16 protein-coding genes and 1 other RNA gene are annotated in these 15,995 nt (G+C 42.4%); 13 read left to right on the top strand and 4 right to left on the bottom strand.

Annotated features, from left to right (window positions below):
- The first annotated feature begins 3 nt into the window (after positions 1-3).
- The 7 genes from ACQKIC_RS13310 (at position 4) to eno (ending at position 7,507) form a co-directional block, all read left to right on the top strand.
- Entirely contained in the window at positions 4-246 is a 243-nt protein-coding gene (locus ACQKIC_RS13310) for a glutaredoxin family protein (protein WP_402870745.1), read from the top strand.
- A gap of 138 nt (positions 247-384) precedes the next feature.
- Positions 385-1,419 (top strand): sugar-binding transcriptional regulator, encoded by a 1,035-nt coding sequence (locus ACQKIC_RS13305; RefSeq protein WP_402870748.1) that lies wholly within the window; start codon positions 385-387, stop codon positions 1,417-1,419.
- A gap of 35 nt (positions 1,420-1,454) precedes the next feature.
- Positions 1,455-2,462, top strand: a complete 1,008-nt coding sequence (gene gap / locus ACQKIC_RS13300) for a type I glyceraldehyde-3-phosphate dehydrogenase (RefSeq protein WP_402870751.1) — start codon at positions 1,455-1,457, stop codon at positions 2,460-2,462.
- 200 nt (positions 2,463-2,662) lie between these two features.
- Entirely contained in the window at positions 2,663-3,847 is a 1,185-nt protein-coding gene (locus ACQKIC_RS13295; protein WP_427591422.1) for a phosphoglycerate kinase, read from the top strand.
- A 47-nt stretch (positions 3,848-3,894) separates the two neighbouring features.
- Positions 3,895-4,656 carry a triose-phosphate isomerase gene (gene tpiA, locus ACQKIC_RS13290; protein WP_402954493.1) on the top strand — a complete coding sequence of 254 codons (762 nt, stop codon included), beginning with the start codon at positions 3,895-3,897 and terminating at the stop codon, positions 4,654-4,656.
- Positions 4,649-6,184: a 2,3-bisphosphoglycerate-independent phosphoglycerate mutase gene (gpmI, locus tag ACQKIC_RS13285; RefSeq protein WP_402954490.1), complete on the top strand. Its 1,536-nt coding sequence runs from the start codon at positions 4,649-4,651 to the stop codon at positions 6,182-6,184. The genes tpiA and gpmI overlap by 8 nt, the downstream gene beginning before the upstream one ends.
- Before the next feature lie 27 nt (positions 6,185-6,211).
- On the top strand, positions 6,212-7,507 hold the full coding sequence (eno, locus tag ACQKIC_RS13280; protein ID WP_402870762.1) for a phosphopyruvate hydratase: 1,296 nt from the start codon (positions 6,212-6,214) through the stop codon (positions 7,505-7,507).
- A 91-nt stretch (positions 7,508-7,598) separates the two neighbouring features.
- Here eno and ACQKIC_RS13275 read toward each other — a convergent pair whose 3' ends face one another.
- Positions 7,599-7,868 carry a YesK family protein gene (locus ACQKIC_RS13275; RefSeq protein WP_427591421.1) on the bottom strand — a complete coding sequence of 90 codons (270 nt, stop codon included), beginning with the start codon at positions 7,866-7,868 and terminating at the stop codon, positions 7,599-7,601.
- Positions 7,869-7,976: 108 nt separating this feature from the next.
- On the opposite strand from ACQKIC_RS13275, the gene ACQKIC_RS13270 reads away from it, so the two are divergent.
- Positions 7,977-8,615, top strand: a complete 639-nt coding sequence (locus tag ACQKIC_RS13270; RefSeq protein ID WP_427591420.1) for a hypothetical protein — start codon at positions 7,977-7,979, stop codon at positions 8,613-8,615.
- Positions 8,616-8,782: 167 nt separating this feature from the next.
- Here the strand turns inward: ACQKIC_RS13270 and ACQKIC_RS13265 are convergent, their stop codons facing one another.
- Together ACQKIC_RS13265 and ACQKIC_RS13260 are read right to left on the bottom strand one after the other, a co-directional pair.
- A complete protein-coding gene (locus ACQKIC_RS13265; protein WP_402954484.1) occupies positions 8,783-9,601 on the bottom strand; it encodes a M15 family metallopeptidase in 819 nt (272 codons plus the stop codon).
- Between the two features lie 54 nt (positions 9,602-9,655).
- Positions 9,656-10,204 (bottom strand): hypothetical protein, encoded by a 549-nt coding sequence (locus tag ACQKIC_RS13260; RefSeq protein ID WP_402954481.1) that lies wholly within the window; start codon positions 10,202-10,204, stop codon positions 9,656-9,658.
- 177 nt (positions 10,205-10,381) lie between these two features.
- Between ACQKIC_RS13260 and secG the strand changes: the two genes are divergently transcribed.
- The 5 genes from secG to ssrA all read left to right on the top strand — a co-directional run bounded on the left by secG (position 10,382) and on the right by ssrA (position 14,911).
- Complete coding sequence (gene secG / locus ACQKIC_RS13255; RefSeq protein WP_402870772.1) at positions 10,382-10,615, top strand: preprotein translocase subunit SecG; 234 nt, start codon at positions 10,382-10,384, stop codon at positions 10,613-10,615.
- A gap of 133 nt (positions 10,616-10,748) precedes the next feature.
- On the top strand, positions 10,749-11,495 hold the full coding sequence (locus ACQKIC_RS13250; RefSeq protein ID WP_427591419.1) for an alpha/beta hydrolase: 747 nt from the start codon (positions 10,749-10,751) through the stop codon (positions 11,493-11,495).
- A gap of 33 nt (positions 11,496-11,528) precedes the next feature.
- Positions 11,529-13,898 carry a ribonuclease R gene (rnr, locus tag ACQKIC_RS13245; protein WP_427591418.1) on the top strand — a complete coding sequence of 790 codons (2,370 nt, stop codon included), beginning with the start codon at positions 11,529-11,531 and terminating at the stop codon, positions 13,896-13,898.
- 59 nt (positions 13,899-13,957) lie between these two features.
- Positions 13,958-14,425: an SsrA-binding protein SmpB gene (smpB, locus tag ACQKIC_RS13240; RefSeq protein WP_402870780.1), complete on the top strand. Its 468-nt coding sequence runs from the start codon at positions 13,958-13,960 to the stop codon at positions 14,423-14,425.
- A gap of 123 nt (positions 14,426-14,548) precedes the next feature.
- Positions 14,549-14,911: a transfer-messenger RNA gene (gene ssrA, locus ACQKIC_RS13235) on the top strand.
- A 194-nt stretch (positions 14,912-15,105) separates the two neighbouring features.
- On the opposite strand, the gene ACQKIC_RS13230 is transcribed toward ssrA, so the two are convergent.
- Entirely contained in the window at positions 15,106-15,903 is a 798-nt protein-coding gene (locus ACQKIC_RS13230; protein WP_427591417.1) for a DUF2935 domain-containing protein, read from the bottom strand.
- Positions 15,904-15,995 lie beyond the last annotated feature (92 nt).

Below are 15,995 nucleotides of genomic sequence, written 5' to 3'. Positions count from 1 at the left end.
ACGGTGGAAAAGAAGACATTCATTTTGTATAGCAGGGAACAATGCCCGCTATGTGTAAAGGCAAAACGGGTCCTGGATGAATTAAAACGGGAATCCGACCTGCATTATTCAGAAATCGATATTCATTCTGATGATGCGCTACTAGAAAAGTACGGGTTAATGATTCCAGTCATTGAGAAGGATGGAAGAATCATTCAGTACGGAAATGTTGATATATCAACGATTCGCAGCTTTTTGGAAAAATAAACTATCAAATGATTTGAAGAAACATTCCGTTCCTGCTAGAATAAAGTATGTAGCAGGAATATTTTTTTATTTTAAGTGGGACAAAAAATGACTATGTGGGACATAATATGTCCATAAAGATTTATTAGGAGTTTTAACATGCATACATTACTCGAAGTACAAAGAAAATTATTGCCCGATTTCCTTTCGGTTATGCAAAAAAGGTATGATATCCTGCGTTATATCAAAATGTTGCAACCAGTGGGAAGGCGAAGTCTGGCTGTTAGCCTTAATTTGACGGAGCGGACCCTTCGAAGTGAAATTGATTTTCTAAAAGGTCAGAACCTCATAAATATATTTAGTTCTGGCATGTTGCTTTCTGAAGAAGGGATTGAAATCCTGGAAAAATTGGAAGGAATAATGCGAGAAGTAATGGGTATAGACATTATGGAGAGGCAATTGCAGGAAATGCTACAGGTTGACGAGGTCATTATCGTCTCAGGAAACTGTGATGAATCGCCTTGGGTAAAAAAAGATTTGGGTAAAGCCTGTGCAAACCGTATGAAGCGGGAATGGAGCATGAAAAACACCATAGCGGTTACTGGCGGGTCGACAATGGCCGAAGTAGCCAATTCTTTATCACCAGATGAAGCATCGATGCAACTGACATTTGTTCCAGCCCGAGGGGGTCTTGGTGAAGCAACGCAGAACCAAGCAAACACGATTGTAGAAAAAATGGCACATAAAGCTCGCGCATCATACCGGGTATTGTATGTACCCGATCAACTGAGCGATGAGTCGTATGCTTCCTTCATGAAGGAGCCTGCCATGAAAGAGGTCATCACCAAAATTAAATCTGCAGATATGATTATCCATGGTATCGGTGATGCTTTAGCGATGGCTAAGCGAAGAAATACTACACCTGATATGTTAAAAAAGCTACATGATGGAAATGCTGTAGGTGAAGCGTTTGGTTATTATTACGATGAAGATGGAACTGTTGTCCACAAAGTCTTGACCGTCGGCATTCAATTAGAGGATCTTAGCCCAGAAAAGCGAGTGATAACTGTCGCTGGTGGAAAGACTAAAGCGAAGGCAATCCGTTCCTATATGAAAGGCGCTCCTTCATCCACGGTTTTGATTACGGATGAGGCGGCAGCAATGGAGTTAATTCAGGGATATCATACCCTTTAATAAAATATTTTCGAACTTAAGAGGAGGAATTTTTCATGACAGTAAAAGTTGGTATTAATGGTTTTGGACGTATTGGACGTAACGTATTCCGCGCAGCATTAAAAAATCCAGAGGTGGACATCGTCGCTATTAACGACTTAACGGATGCTAATATGTTGGCACACCTTCTACAATATGACTCCATTCATGGTTCTCTACAAGAGAAAGTAACAGTGGACGGGGATTACCTGGTAGTTGATGGACATAAAGTCAAAGTATTGGCGGAACGTGATCCAGCACAATTAGGTTGGGGCGAACTTGGCGTAGAAGTTGTTGTTGAATCAACAGGACGTTTTACAAAACGTGCCGATGCAGCTAAACATTTAGAAGCTGGTGCGAAGAAAGTCATCATCTCTGCTCCTGCCTCTGATGAAGATATTACAATTGTCATGGGTGTAAATGAAGAAAAATATGACGCAGCAAACCATCACGTTATTTCAAATGCATCTTGTACGACAAACTGCTTAGCTCCTTTTGCTAAAGTCCTTCAAGAACAATTTGGTATTAAACGTGGAATGATGACAACTGTTCACTCATATACAAATGACCAACAAATTCTAGATTTACCTCATAAAGATTATCGCCGTGCACGTGCAGCTGCTGAAAATATCATTCCGACAACAACAGGTGCAGCTAAAGCTGTAGCACTTGTCCTTCCTGAGTTAAAAGGGAAATTAAATGGTATGGCGATGCGTGTACCTACACCAAACGTGTCTGTAGTGGACTTAGTGGCTGAGCTTGAAAAAGACGTGACAGCTGAAGAAGTAAACGCAGCGTTCAAAAAGGCGTCAGAAGGCGAACTAAAAGGCATTCTTGAATACAGTGAACTTCCACTAGTATCTGGTGACTATAACGGAAACCCATCTTCTTCTACAATTGATGCGCTTTCTACAATGGTCATGGAAGGTAACATGGTAAAAGTATTATCTTGGTATGATAATGAAACAGGATACTCTAACCGTGTTGTAGACTTAATTGGATATCTTGCTAAAAAAGGTCTGTAATTCGCTTAAATTATGAATAGAAAAAAACCTCACGAAGGTGAGGTTTTTTTTATAACAGCATAAAAAACGCTTGTTTTTGGATAATTATCCGTTTACAGATTATAATGGAAAAGAGAAAAAGGGAGTTGGAAAGTCGTTGACTCCCTTTTTACTAATAGAGTGGAAAATATAGTAACCATATCTAAGGAGGTTCTTGGATTATGAATAAAAAGTCGATTAAAGATATTGAATTAAAAGGAAAACGCGTATTTTGCCGAGTGGACTTCAACGTTCCGATGCAGGATGGTAAGATTTCGGATGATACGAGAATCAAGGCTGCATTACCGACTATCACGTACTTAATCGAACAAGGGGCAAAAGTTATATTAGCCAGTCACCTTGGTCGTCCTAAGGGACAAGTTGTAGAAGAATTACGCTTAGCTCCCGTTGCAGAAAGATTGAGCCAGCTGATCGGCAAAGACGTACAGAGAGCTGATGAAGCATATGGAGAGGCCGTACAATCAATCATCGAAGGGTTAAAGGATGGCGAGCTTCTATTGCTGGAAAACGTACGCTTTTATCCTGGGGAAGAGAAGAATGATCCTGAATTGGCGAAGGAATTTGCTAAACTTGCGGATGTCTATGTCAATGATGCTTTCGGGGCAGCTCACCGTGCCCATGCGTCAACAGAAGGAATTGCCCACCATCTTCCAGCCGTTGCCGGATTGTTGATGGAAAAGGAACTTTCCGTTTTAGGAAAAGCATTATCCGAACCTGATCGTCCATTTACCGCAATCATCGGTGGAGCTAAAGTGAAAGATAAAATCGGCGTCATCGAAAATCTTTTAGAAAAAGTGGATCACTTGATAATTGGCGGTGGATTGGGTTATACCTTTATTAAAGCCCAAGGCCATGAAGTTGGCACGTCGTTATTGGAAGAAGATAAAATCGAACTGGCCAAGTCATTCATTGAAAGTGCGAAGGAAAAAGGCGTCAAAATGCACTTGCCGATCGATGCGGTCGTTACAGCGGAATTTTCTCCTGATGCGGAAACGGAAATTGTCGATATCGATTCAATCCCAAGTGATAAAATGAGTCTTGATATTGGACCTAAAACAAGTGAACTTTTTGCAGATGTCATTAAAGGATCTAAGCTGGTCATTTGGAACGGACCGATGGGAGTCTTTGAATTTGATAAATATGCGAATGGGACGAGAGCGGTTGCTGAAGCCTTAGCGGATGCAAAAGATACATACAGCATCGTGGGCGGCGGCGATTCAGCGGCAGCAGCGGAGAAGTTCGGTCTTGCCGAGAAGATGTCCCATATTTCAACGGGTGGCGGTGCCTCTCTAGAGTTCATGGAAGGTAAGGAATTACCAGGCGTCGTGGCTTTGAACGATAAGTAAGAATGACAATCCGAGAAAATAACAACTCTAGAAGGGATGGAGAACGAATGAGAAAACCGATTATTGCAGGTAACTGGAAAATGAATAAAACATTATCAGAAGCGACCGGGTTTTTAGAAGAAGTCAATACACTAATTCCAAAAGCGGATAAGATTGATTCGGTAGTCTGTGCTCCGGCATTATTTTTGAATCAACTTGTTCAATCAGCACAAGGAACAGATGTGAAGATTGGTGCACAAAATATGCACTATGAAGAAAATGGCGCATTCACTGGAGAAATCAGCCCGATTTCCCTTGCTGATATCGGCGTTTCCTATGTCATCCTTGGTCATTCTGAACGCCGTGAAATGTTTAATGAAACGGATGAAGCCGTGAATAAGAAAGTGCATGCCGCTTTTAAACATAACCTGACACCTATCGTTTGCTGTGGGGAAACACTTGAGCAAAGGGAAGCTGGCGAAACCAATGATTTCGTTGGAGGGCAGATTGAAAAAGGCCTTGCCGGTCTAACTGAAGATCAATTGAAACAAACGGTCATCGCCTATGAACCAATTTGGGCCATCGGAACTGGCAAGTCATCATCTGCTGAGGATGCCAATGAAGTGTGTGCCCATATCCGTTCAGTTGTGGCTGACAAGTTTTCTAAAGAAGCGGCAGAAGCGGTCCGCATTCAATATGGTGGTAGTGTGAAACCTGAAAACATCAAGGAATATATGGCTCAACCAGATATCGATGGTGCTTTGGTTGGTGGCGCAAGCTTGAAACCCGATTCATTTTTACAATTGTTGGAGGCTGGTCAATATGAGTAAATCGCCTGTCGCTCTTATCATCTTAGACGGCTTTGGATGCCGGAAAGAAGAAGAGGGAAATGCAGTTTATCATGCAAAAAAGCCTAATTTCGATCGATTTTGGGAACAATATCCTCACTCGCATTTAACTGCAAGTGGGGAAGCGGTTGGTCTACCTGCGGGTCAAATGGGGAATTCTGAAGTAGGACACTTGAATATCGGGGCAGGGCGGATCGTCTATCAAAGCTTGACGCGTGTAAATCTTGCCATTCGTGAAGGCGAATTCGCGGAAAACCCAACATTACTTGATGCCATGACCCATGCCAAGGAAAAGGGTACGGCCCTTCACTTGTTCGGTTTACTTTCAGATGGTGGCGTACACAGTCATATTGAGCATTTATATGCCCTTCTGAAGCTGGCAGCGAAAGAAGGCGTCAAAGATGTATTTGTTCATGCATTTTTGGATGGCCGAGATGTCGGACCGAAAACGGCAAAAGGGTATATTAAAGATGCCGAAGCCAAAATGAAGGAAATTGGTGTAGGACAATTCGCTACCATTTCCGGACGTTATTACTCGATGGACCGAGATAAACGATGGGAGCGCGTGGAGAAATCATACCGTTCCATGGTATACGGAGATGGACCAGCATACGGTTCGGCAATGGAGTGTGTGGATGATTCGTATGAACATGGTATTTTCGATGAGTTCGTGATTCCTTCTGTCATTACCGCTGAAGATGGTAAGCCTGTAGCGACAATACAGGACGAAGACGCCGTTATTTTCTATAACTTCCGTCCAGACCGTGCCATTCAAATATCCAATACGTTCACGAACAAGGACTTCCGTTCATTCGATCGTGGTCCGGGACATCCTGAGCACCTTCATTTTGTCTGTTTGACACATTTCTCGGAAACTGTTGACGGATATGTTGCTTTTAAGCCGACAAATCTTGATAATACAATAGGAGAAGTACTTTCTCAAAACAATCTTACACAGCTTCGTATCGCAGAAACGGAAAAATATCCACACGTGACATTTTTCATGAGCGGTGGCCGTGAAGAGAAGTTTCCTGGTGAAGAGAGGATTCTAATTAATTCTCCAAAGGTTGCTACATACGATCTACAACCTGAAATGAGTGCCTATGAAGTGACGGATGCTTTGCTGGAGCAAATTGAGGCGGACCGCTTTGATGCGATTCTCTTAAATTTTGCCAATCCGGATATGGTTGGTCACTCAGGGATGCTGGAGCCTACTATTAAAGCGATTGAAACCGTCGATGAATGCCTTGGTAAGATTGTCGACCTAATCGTCGCAAAGGGCGGTACAGCCATCATCACGGCCGATCACGGAAATGCCGATGAAGTCGTGACGCTTGAAGGGAACCCAATGACAGCACATACAACCAATCCTGTACCTGTCATTGTCACAAAAAATCAGGTAACATTAAGAACAGGTGGAATTCTAGGTGATTTGGCTCCAACGATGCTTGATTTGCTTGGAGTTGAAAAACCTGTCGAAATGACGGGTAAATCCCTATTATCTAAATAAAACAGCAATAAAAAAGGAGAGATTTAAATGCCGTATATCGAACATGTATATGCACGCGAAGTACTAGATTCACGTGGTAATCCAACAGTAGAAGTAGAAATTCAAACAGAGTCAGGATACTTTGGCCGTGCGATCGTGCCATCTGGTGCATCAACAGGAGAACACGAAGCGGTTGAACTTCGTGACGGAGATAAATCTCGTTACCTTGGCAAAGGGGTACAAAAAGCAGTTGATAACGTAAATAATATCATTGCTGAAGCAGTCATCGGCTTGGATGTAACCAATCAAGCTGGTCTTGATTTAACGATGATTGAATTAGATGGAACAGAAAATAAAGGGAACCTGGGCGCTAATGCGATTCTTGGTGTTTCCATGGCCGCTGCCCATGCTGCAGCAGAATTCTCAGGACTACCATTGTATCGCTACCTTGGAGGATTCAATGCTAAACAACTTCCGACTCCAATGATGAACATCATTAACGGTGGATCACATGCGGACAACAATGTGGACTTCCAAGAATTCATGATTCTTCCTGTCGGTGCTCCTAGCTTTAAAGAAGCCGTCCGTATGGGTGCAGAAGTATTCCATGCATTGAAATCGGTTCTTTCATCTAAAGGCTTAAATACAGCTGTTGGTGATGAAGGTGGATTTGCTCCAAACCTTGGTTCAAACCGTGAAGCCCTTCAAGTCATCATCGAAGCAATCGATAAAGCTGGTTACAAAGCTGGCGAAGACATCTATCTTGGTATGGACGTTGCTTCTTCTGAGTTCTATAACAAAGAAACAGGCAAATACGACCTTGCTGGCGAAGGACGCAATGGCGTGACTTCTGAAGAAATGGTCGCTTTCTATGAAGAGCTAGTGAATGAGTTCCCAATCCTTTCTATTGAAGATGGCTTGGACGAAAATGACTGGGATGGTCACAAGCTTCTGACGGAACGCCTTGGAACAAAGGTTCAATTGGTTGGTGACGATTTATTCGTTACGAACACGAAAAAATTGGCTGAAGGTATCGAAAAAGGTATCGGCAACTCCATCTTAATCAAAGTAAACCAAATCGGTACATTGACTGAAACGTTCGATGCCATCGAAATGGCTAAACGCGCTGGTTATACAGCAGTCGTTTCTCACCGTTCCGGTGAAACAGAGGATGCAACGATCGCTGACATCGCTGTTGCGACAAATGCAGGGCAAATCAAAACAGGTTCCATGTCCCGTACGGATCGTATTGCTAAGTACAACCAACTTCTTCGCATCGAAGACCAACTTGGTGACTTGGCTGTCTATGGTGGCTTGAAATCTTTCTATAACTTGAAGAAATAATGAAAAAAAGGCGCCGCTTCTGACGAGAAGCGGTGCCTTTTTTTTTGCTGTCACAGAATCTACATGCCTTTCCCCTTTTTCATGGTTTTCCTTATCGAGTATGGTTCCTTTTTTGACCCATTAAGAAGGAAATACAAGCAAATAGTATGAGAAAAAAGGAAAGTAAACCATATGCGGCCCCTTCAAATCCTCTGATGTGAACGAAACCAATATAAAATAGAATAAGTGCCGAAATGATGCCTAAGCCTCCTGGTAACATCTTGAGTAGACGGGGATAGTCCTTTTTACTGAACCACCACGCAAGCGATACTATGAGTATGCCAGGTATAAGGGCAACCCCTAAAGGTCCAACAATCATCATCAAACCCACTCCTCATATATTTTATAATGATTTTAGCGTAAATTTCCAATATACTACAATTTAGAAAGGATAAATACGACCGGTGCGATTAGAAAGGACTGAGTGACGATGAAAAAGCTAACTAGGAAGCTTTTCTTTAGTGGGGCTTCAATGTTGTTATCCGGAATGCTTGTAGGATGTGCTGGCAAAGAATCCGCAGTTGATTCTTCAGGAAAAGATGAAATGACAGATTCAGAAGAAGTATCCGGCATAGATGAGAGTAGAGCAACAGATGAGCTAGGGGGGGCAGATGACGAAGCGGCGAATGACATCGCTCCCTCACCGGAAAGTGATGGGAAACAAACAGGTGATAAGAAAGGGAAAGAAACACTATCCATGTACTCTACTGAACAGATTGAGTATGCTAGAATTTGGTTGCAGCTTGGCGCGAATCAGGATGTTGATGAATTGAATGTGAGGCATTTTCCGGCAGGCACTCCGCTCAATCCTAATGATGACACAAGTGCTGCCTATCCAAAAGATGTTGTTCAGTTAGCAGGTTCTCGCTTGGTGGATGGATCCGTTACGTATTCTAGCAATGGGGACGGTACGATTCATGTATATAATGTCCCTTTACGCTGGGAAGGCAGGTATCCCGCTGGTGAAAAGTTCTATACAGACCTGATTACCCAAACAAAGCGCGTGTACGTTGACCCGAGTGAGGATGAAAGAATCATAGAATTAATCCAATTGTTACGGGTTCATTAATATCCCCGTGTTGATCAAGGGAGAGCAGTGAATTACCATTGAAACTAGAGGCACTTTCTTTTGTTCCATAAACGTCTAAAGCTAGAGATGCCAGCAAGTAATGGGTTTAATCAAACGTTTGATTAAACTCAAAAAAAGGGGCGTCCACCCTCGGACACCCCCATTTGTTATTTCTTAGTACTGGCTTCTACCGGTACAGCGTTATAATATTCTTCCAATGTACTGTTGGCCTCAAATATCTCTGTAGCGACATCGACACCGACGTAGCGGATGTGCCATGGTTCATACTTGTAGCCCGTGATATCCTCTTTCCCCTCAGGATACCGGATGATGAATCCATACTCGTGGGCGTTCTTTGCAAGCCATGCAGATTCTTCTGAGTCACCAAAGCAGTCTTGGGCAGCACAGGCCCCGTCATGTGTTGTGACATCAATGGATAACCCTGTCTCATGCTCGCTTGTTCCAGGCAGGGCACTATATGTTTTAGCCTTTTCTTCGCCGTCCTGTGCGACATAGTTGCTGAAGATGGCGATCTGAGTTTGGTGCGAGCGGTAAGCGGAAACGCCGGCTAGATGCATATTGTCTTTTTCAGCCGCTTGGAACATTTTCTCTAGCGCTTTACCGGCTTCTTTTCTCATCATCCGTTTCTCGATTTTATCCTCGAAGATGAAATCGACTTTTGGATAGATTAGGTCAGTCGGTTTGTAACTTTCGGGAAGGCTGTATTGTTTATTGACCAAGACTGGTATACTTTCAGGCTCGGCTAATGTCTGAAGGCCTTCCTGGGCAGGTTTTGCCGTTGTATCGACGGCAACTTGATGTTTGACTTGCCCTGCAGAATCATCCTTCTGCGTTTCTTCTGAGGCATTCTGGGATGATTGTTCTTCTTTTTGTTCTTTCTTCTCATCCGATGAAAAATCGAACGAACATCCAGCTAGTAAGATGAAGGAAGAAAGAGCGGTTGCGGTGAATATAGGTTTTAACATACGAAAAGCTCCTTGGTATAAATAAGATTTCCAAAAAATAAGGTTCTAAGAATATTATCGGGATAAATAGTCCCTTGTTAACTCCCGCTGGTATTTATCTAGAAACAAGCCAATCCAGATGATCATCAATAAAAAAGGAAAATCATTACGGATGGCGGCTTCGACCACGGGGGTTGTCCAAAAGTGGGAAAGGAACCCGGAAGCACTGTTCATCGTAACTGTTTCAAAGCTGACAAGCGCATGTAAGGCGAGCCAGAGAATGGTAAGCGTATTCGTACCAAACCCTATGACGGCGGCTATGATACTCAATAAAAAGGCCGCTAATCCTAGTAATAAGACGCTGATGCCCGATTGGAAAAAGTCGATGCTGCTATCTGAAAGTCCATTATAAATAATAGCAGTAAAATAAATGGTTGTCGTGATATATGCAGTAAATAATAAATATCGGTTTCCATGATACTTGGCTAGAAGCAGTAGAAGTGGTGAGAGAATGATTAACAGGACACTTATTAAATTACTGCCGTTTGCCCAAAGGGAGTAACCGGCTACCGCGGAGAATAGGATGGTCAGTATATCAAGAATCCGGAGTATGGGCTTAAACATAGGAACACCTCTTTCTTCTCTTTTAAGTGAATTATCTCAAATTTTGATTCAAAAAGAAAACAATGACTATGAAGTCTAGGAATTCTTTCCATTATTCCATAACAATGATTGTGGATACCTTATGGGTGTGGTAAAGTTAAGGTAATTGTTTATTGGTTCTTCAGGAGGTGTAATTGCATGCATGCATTACTCATAACGCTTTTGGTGATTGTCAGTATCGCGCTTATCGTGACGGTATTGCTTCAATCAGGAAAAAGTGCAGGTTTATCAGGTGCGATTGCTGGCGGTGCTGAGCAGTTATTCGGAAAGCAAAAAGCACGCGGCTTAGACCTTGTTCTTCATCGGGCAACTATCGTATTAGCTGTTTTATTCTTTGCTTTAACTTTACTTGTTGCGTACTTTGATGTGTAATGGATCAAAAAATGAGTCTAGCTAAATAGCTAGGCTTTTTTCTTTGCACAATAGTTGCAGGAATAGCTATAGTTAATTTAGAAATTATAAAACAAGTAGATATGACAGTTACAGTTAAAGGAGCCTATTACATATGAAAATGAAGCTGCAAAAGCCCTTTACCTTTGAAGGTGGAAAAAGGGCGGTCTTACTTTTACATGGATTTACGGGTAATTCCGCCGATGTACGAATGCTTGGACGATATCTCGAAAAGAGAGGATATACCTGCCATGCGCCGCACTATAAAGGACATGGTGTCCCACCTGAAGAATTGGTGGAAACGGGTCCTTCTGACTGGTGGAAAGATGTGATGATGGCCTATGATTTTCTAAAAGAAAAAGGCCATACGGAAATTGCTGTTGCCGGACTGTCATTAGGAGGCGTATTTTCTCTCAAATTAGGTTACACTGTACCTATAAAGGGTATCGTATCAATGTGTGCGCCTATGTATATCAAAAGTGAAGAAGCGATGTATAAAGGAGTATTGGACTACGCTAGAGAATTTAAAAAGTACGAGGGAAAAGAACAAGATCAAATCGAAGAGGAAATGGGCCGCTTTGGTGATAAGCCCATGCGTACATTAAAAGCTCTTCAAGAATTGATAACGGATGTACGTGAGCACGTAGATCATATCTACGCACCGACTTTTGTCGTGCAGGGTCGACATGATGATGTTATCAATTCAAAAAGTGCCGATATTATTTATGAAGCTGTCGAGTCGCCCGTTAAGCAAATCAAATGGTATGAAGAGTCCGGACATGTCATCACCCTTGATAAAGAGCGTGAACAGCTGCATGAAGATGTATTAGAATTTTTAGAAAGCCTGGATTGGTCCGAATAATAAATTAATCATACCCTGAATAGGAGGGTTTTCATGGAAGATAATATTCAAGAACATATAAATAAGCTTCTGACATACATGAAAGATGAAGCATATAAGCCACTTACGGTACAAGAATTAGAAGAGGCCCTTAAAATCGAAGACTCGGCGGACTTCAAGAATTTCGTGAAGGCACTAGTTAAGATGGAAGAAAAGGGGTTGGTGGTCAGGACTAGAAGCAATCGTTATGGCCTGCCTCAAAAAATGAATCTATTCCGAGGTAAGTTAACCGGACATGCAAAGGGATTTGCCTTTGTGACGCCGGAGGATAATCCGGGAATGGATGATATTTTCATCCCGCCGAATGAAACAGGAACAGCAATGCATGGAGATATTGTCATGGTCCGGGTTTCTTCGGAAACATCTGGTTCAAGACAGGAAGGTACAGTCATCAGGATCCTTGAACGTGGGATCAAACAAGTGGTTGGTACATATTCTGAAAGCAAAAGTTTCGGATTTGTCATTCCAGATGATAAGAAAATCGCTAATGATATCTTCATCCCCCAGCATGCTTCCCATGGAGCGGTGGAAGGGCATAAAGTTGTCGTCAAGCTTACCTCTTATCCGGAAGGACGCGTCAGTGCGGAGGGGGAAGTCATTGAAATCCTCGGTCATAAAAATGATCCAGGTGTAGACATTCTATCCGTCATCCATAAATATGGCCTTCCGATGGAATTCCCTGAAGATGTGATGGAGCAGGCTAATGCCGTTTCAGATACCATCAAAGAATCCGAAATTGGAAACCGCCGGGATCTACGCAATGAAGTATTGGTTACGATTGATGGAGCAGACGCGAAGGACTTGGATGATGCTGTTGGAGTGACTAAACTTGAAAACGGCAACTATAAGCTTGGCGTACATATTGCCGATGTCAGCCATTATGTGACAGAAGGTTCACCGATTGATAAGGAAGCTCTTGAAAGAGGGACGAGCGTGTATTTGGTTGACCGGGTCATTCCTATGATCCCGCATCGTTTATCGAATGGGATTTGTTCATTGAATCCGCAGGTCGATCGCTTCACGTTATCGTGTGAAATGGAAATCACACCGGATGGGGAAGTCGTTTCACATGATATTTTCGATAGTGTCATTAAAACCACGGAACGGATGACATATGGAAATGTGAACAAGATTCTTGTCGAAAAAGACGAAGAACAAATGGAACGCTATGAATCCCTTGTTCCAATGTTTCAGAATATGGAACAATTGGCTGCCATCCTTCGTAAAAAACGGATGAATCGCGGGGCCATCGACTTTGATTTCAATGAGGCCAGAGTGATCGTTGATGAAGAAGGCCACCCGACGGATGTAGTTTTACGTGAAAGATCAGTTGCAGAGAAATTGATTGAAGAATTCATGCTTGCTGCTAATGAAACTGTTGCTGAACATTTCAACCGTCTTGATGTGCCATTCATTTACCGTATTCATGAAGATCCGAAACCGGAAAAGTTACAACGTTTCTTTGAATTCATCACGAACTTCGGATATATCGTCCGTGGATCTGCCAATGATGTACATCCAAAGGCCTTGCAGGACATCATCGAAGCCGTTGCTGGTAAGCCTGAAGAAACGGTCATCTCGACCGTCATGCTCCGTTCCATGCAACAAGCGAAATATGATCCGGAAAGCTTGGGTCACTTTGGTCTATCGGCCGAGTTTTACACTCATTTCACATCACCGATCCGCCGTTACCCAGATTTGATCGTCCACCGTTTAATTCGGACGTATTTGATTGAAGGGAAACTCGATGAAGCGACTAAAGAGAAGTGGAATGCCATTTTACCGGATATCGCAGACCATACATCGAAACGCGAACGTCGATCCGTTGACGCGGAACGCGAAACGGATGATTTAAAGAAAGCAGAATATATGCTTGATAAAATCGGAGAAGAATATACAGGGATCATCGGCTCCGTTACGAACTTCGGAATGTTTGTTGAGTTGCCGAACACCATCGAAGGGCTTGTCCATGTCAGCTTCATGACAGACGATTACTACCGCTTTGATGAGCGTCAGCTTGCAATGATCGGGGAACGGACAGGAAAAGTGTTCCGGATTGGTGATGAAATCGACATTCGGGTTTCCAACGTCAATAAAGAAGAACGGGCGATTGATTTTGAAATCATCGGCATGAAAGTAAGCCGTCCGCGTCCTTCAGGCGAGAAGAAAATCTTCAAAGCCAATTCAGGTTCTGGCGGTCGAAAGCGCAAAGGCGGAGATTCAAGAGGATCGGAACGCAAAGGCGGCCGTAGTGGTGACACTCGAAACGGTGGAACTTCCTCTGACAAAAAGCCGAAAAAGAAGAAAAAGTTCTTTGAAAATGCGCCGGCAGCGAAGCGTAAAAGAAAACCTAAAAAGAGATAAAACGGAAGAGAGGATGATCCAGTCATCCTCTCTCCGATTGGATAAAAGGGGAGAGTTAGATGCCAAAAGGCTCAGGAAAGCAATTAGCGCAAAATAAAAAAGCGTACCATGATTTTTTTATCGAACAAACATTTGAAGCGGGTATCGTATTGAAAGGGACCGAAATCAAAGCCATCCGTGCAGCACGGCTGAACTTGAAGGATGCCTTTGCCAAGATAGAAAACGGCGAAATCTACCTTTACAATATGCATATCAGCCCTTATGAACAGGGGAACCAGTTTAACCATGATCCTTTGCGGACAAGGAAGCTTCTTTTACACAAGAAGGAAATCAATAAACTGATCGGTGAAACGAAGGAAACGGGTTACACCATCGTTCCATTGAAAATGTATTTGAAAAATGGCTTCGCCAAGGTTTTAATCGGGTTGGGTAAAGGGAAGAAACAATATGACAAGCGTGATGACCTGAAGAAGAAAGAAGCAAAACGTGATATCGAACGTGCTTTCCGCGATCGTCAAAAGATGTAGGGTTACCAAGACCTTACAATTGATTTTTTGATTCAATCTGTTATAATTAAACCTGTACCGATGACAACTGAATATCAGCCAACTTGCTGACTATTCTTTTCTCGTACGCTCCATTCTTATCATGGGGACGTTACGGATTCGACAGGGATAGTTCGAGCTTAAGTTGCGAGTCGAGGGGATCGGCCTCGTTAAAACGTCAACGCCTATAACTGGCAAACAAAACAACAACCTAGCTTTCGCTGCGTAACAACAGACGTTAAGCTGTTCCTCCCTCCATGGCCCACGTGGTAGGGTAAGGGACTCACTCTAAGTGGGATACGCCGGAATCCACCGTCTGAGGATGAAGGAAGAGACCAATCAGACTAGCTGCTCTGCCGCCTGTCGATAGGCTAATGAGTTCGCGAAACGCGAATATATCGACTACACTCGTAGAAGCTTAAGTGCCGTTATGTCTGGACGTGGGTTCGACTCCCACCGTCTCCACCAATACATATATTGGTGGTTTTTTATTTTGTACTACTTAATATGATCCTTAAAATAAATTGGTTAGTAAAAAGCCCAAGCGCCATTGAGTGCTTGGGCTTTTTCGACTGCAGTATATTCAACGGTAAGCAAATAAGCATTAAATAAGTGCTGAGGATATCCATCTTCCTCAGCACTTATCAGTAGAATATACTGTTTCACTCTTTAATCCGAGGTTTAGTAGGGTCACAGTTTGGTGTATCAAGATTTGCCGATTCACTTAACTTCATTAGATAATAACATTCTTCACGTAACATATGGTCCGCCATTAACGGGGCAAATGTCCCTAATGCTTGATTACTTAGCTCCAGTTCTTCGATTTCTTGTAAAAACCCCTGAAATAATTTTATTTCTAACTGGGTGTCTGAATTGAATTTTACCAAGGCGGGAAACTCAGTTATATTCATTCTTAAATAGCCTGCCATTTCAACGGCTTTTAAGTAAAATTCCTCAAAATGCTTCGTGAATGAATCACTTTTCTCTCTTAATCTCTTTTCAACACTGTCTAAATTGGATGAAATCGTATCTGAATGACCAGCAGCATCTAATAACCATACAAGATGGTGATGTAGTTCATGATAAATAGGGGGAACTTGCCCTTCTTTTAAGTATTTTAAAATTCGTAGATATTCTTCTAATTCATTTATCATATGATTAATAAAGGTGGGGGCAAGGTGAATTTTGATTTTCCCAATAAGATGTTTTCTTAATAAATCCAATTTAAATTCCCGAAGTTTGATTGCCTCTACTTCAGCTTTTTCCGTTAATTGCATGAGATCATTGGATTTGGCATCATCCAGAAGTGTATCAAATCTCCCAATGAATATGGAAGCTTTTTCAATTTGTTCTTTTTGAACAGGTGCTAAAGCTTCATAAATAAATCTAGAATGATCACCTAAGATTTGAAGCCAAAAAGAATGTTCAAATCGCGCTGTCTTCTCAAAACCATCATTCATACTGATGTCCCCCCCTTATTAAAAAATACCCATTCAATTTTGATATATATTCATTTATGAGGGGAAGATTCTTAAATCATGTATATCCAGTT

Origin of the sequence: Peribacillus sp. NPDC046944 (assembly GCF_050272735.1) — a bacterium.
Lineage (GTDB): Bacteria > Bacillota > Bacilli > Bacillales > DSM-1321 > Peribacillus.
The sequence above is the reverse complement of the archived record's forward strand: the minus strand, read 5'-3'. Positions and strand labels throughout refer to the sequence as shown.

What these genes read in the sequence shown, in the direction of transcription:
- ACQKIC_RS13305 (WP_402870748.1), top strand. Translation starts at nt 385, where the DNA reads ATGCATACATTACTCGAAGTACAAAGAAAATTATTGCCCGATTTCCTT.
- gap (WP_402870751.1), top strand. Translation starts at nt 1,455, where the DNA reads ATGACAGTAAAAGTTGGTATTAATGGTTTTGGACGTATTGGACGTAAC.
- ACQKIC_RS13295 (WP_427591422.1), top strand. Translation starts at nt 2,663, where the DNA reads ATGAATAAAAAGTCGATTAAAGATATTGAATTAAAAGGAAAACGCGTA.
- tpiA (WP_402954493.1), top strand. Translation starts at nt 3,895, where the DNA reads ATGAGAAAACCGATTATTGCAGGTAACTGGAAAATGAATAAAACATTA.
- gpmI (WP_402954490.1), top strand. Translation starts at nt 4,649, where the DNA reads ATGAGTAAATCGCCTGTCGCTCTTATCATCTTAGACGGCTTTGGATGC.
- eno (WP_402870762.1), top strand. Translation starts at nt 6,212, where the DNA reads ATGCCGTATATCGAACATGTATATGCACGCGAAGTACTAGATTCACGT.
- ACQKIC_RS13275 (WP_427591421.1), bottom strand. Translation starts at nt 7,868, where the DNA reads ATGATGATTGTTGGACCTTTAGGGGTTGCCCTTATACCTGGCATACTC.
- ACQKIC_RS13270 (WP_427591420.1), top strand. Translation starts at nt 7,977, where the DNA reads ATGAAAAAGCTAACTAGGAAGCTTTTCTTTAGTGGGGCTTCAATGTTG.
- ACQKIC_RS13265 (WP_402954484.1), bottom strand. Translation starts at nt 9,601, where the DNA reads ATGTTAAAACCTATATTCACCGCAACCGCTCTTTCTTCCTTCATCTTA.
- ACQKIC_RS13260 (WP_402954481.1), bottom strand. Translation starts at nt 10,204, where the DNA reads ATGTTTAAGCCCATACTCCGGATTCTTGATATACTGACCATCCTATTC.
- secG (WP_402870772.1), top strand. Translation starts at nt 10,382, where the DNA reads ATGCATGCATTACTCATAACGCTTTTGGTGATTGTCAGTATCGCGCTT.
- ACQKIC_RS13250 (WP_427591419.1), top strand. Translation starts at nt 10,749, where the DNA reads ATGAAAATGAAGCTGCAAAAGCCCTTTACCTTTGAAGGTGGAAAAAGG.
- rnr (WP_427591418.1), top strand. Translation starts at nt 11,529, where the DNA reads ATGGAAGATAATATTCAAGAACATATAAATAAGCTTCTGACATACATG.
- smpB (WP_402870780.1), top strand. Translation starts at nt 13,958, where the DNA reads ATGCCAAAAGGCTCAGGAAAGCAATTAGCGCAAAATAAAAAAGCGTAC.
- ACQKIC_RS13230 (WP_427591417.1), bottom strand. Translation starts at nt 15,903, where the DNA reads ATGAATGATGGTTTTGAGAAGACAGCGCGATTTGAACATTCTTTTTGG.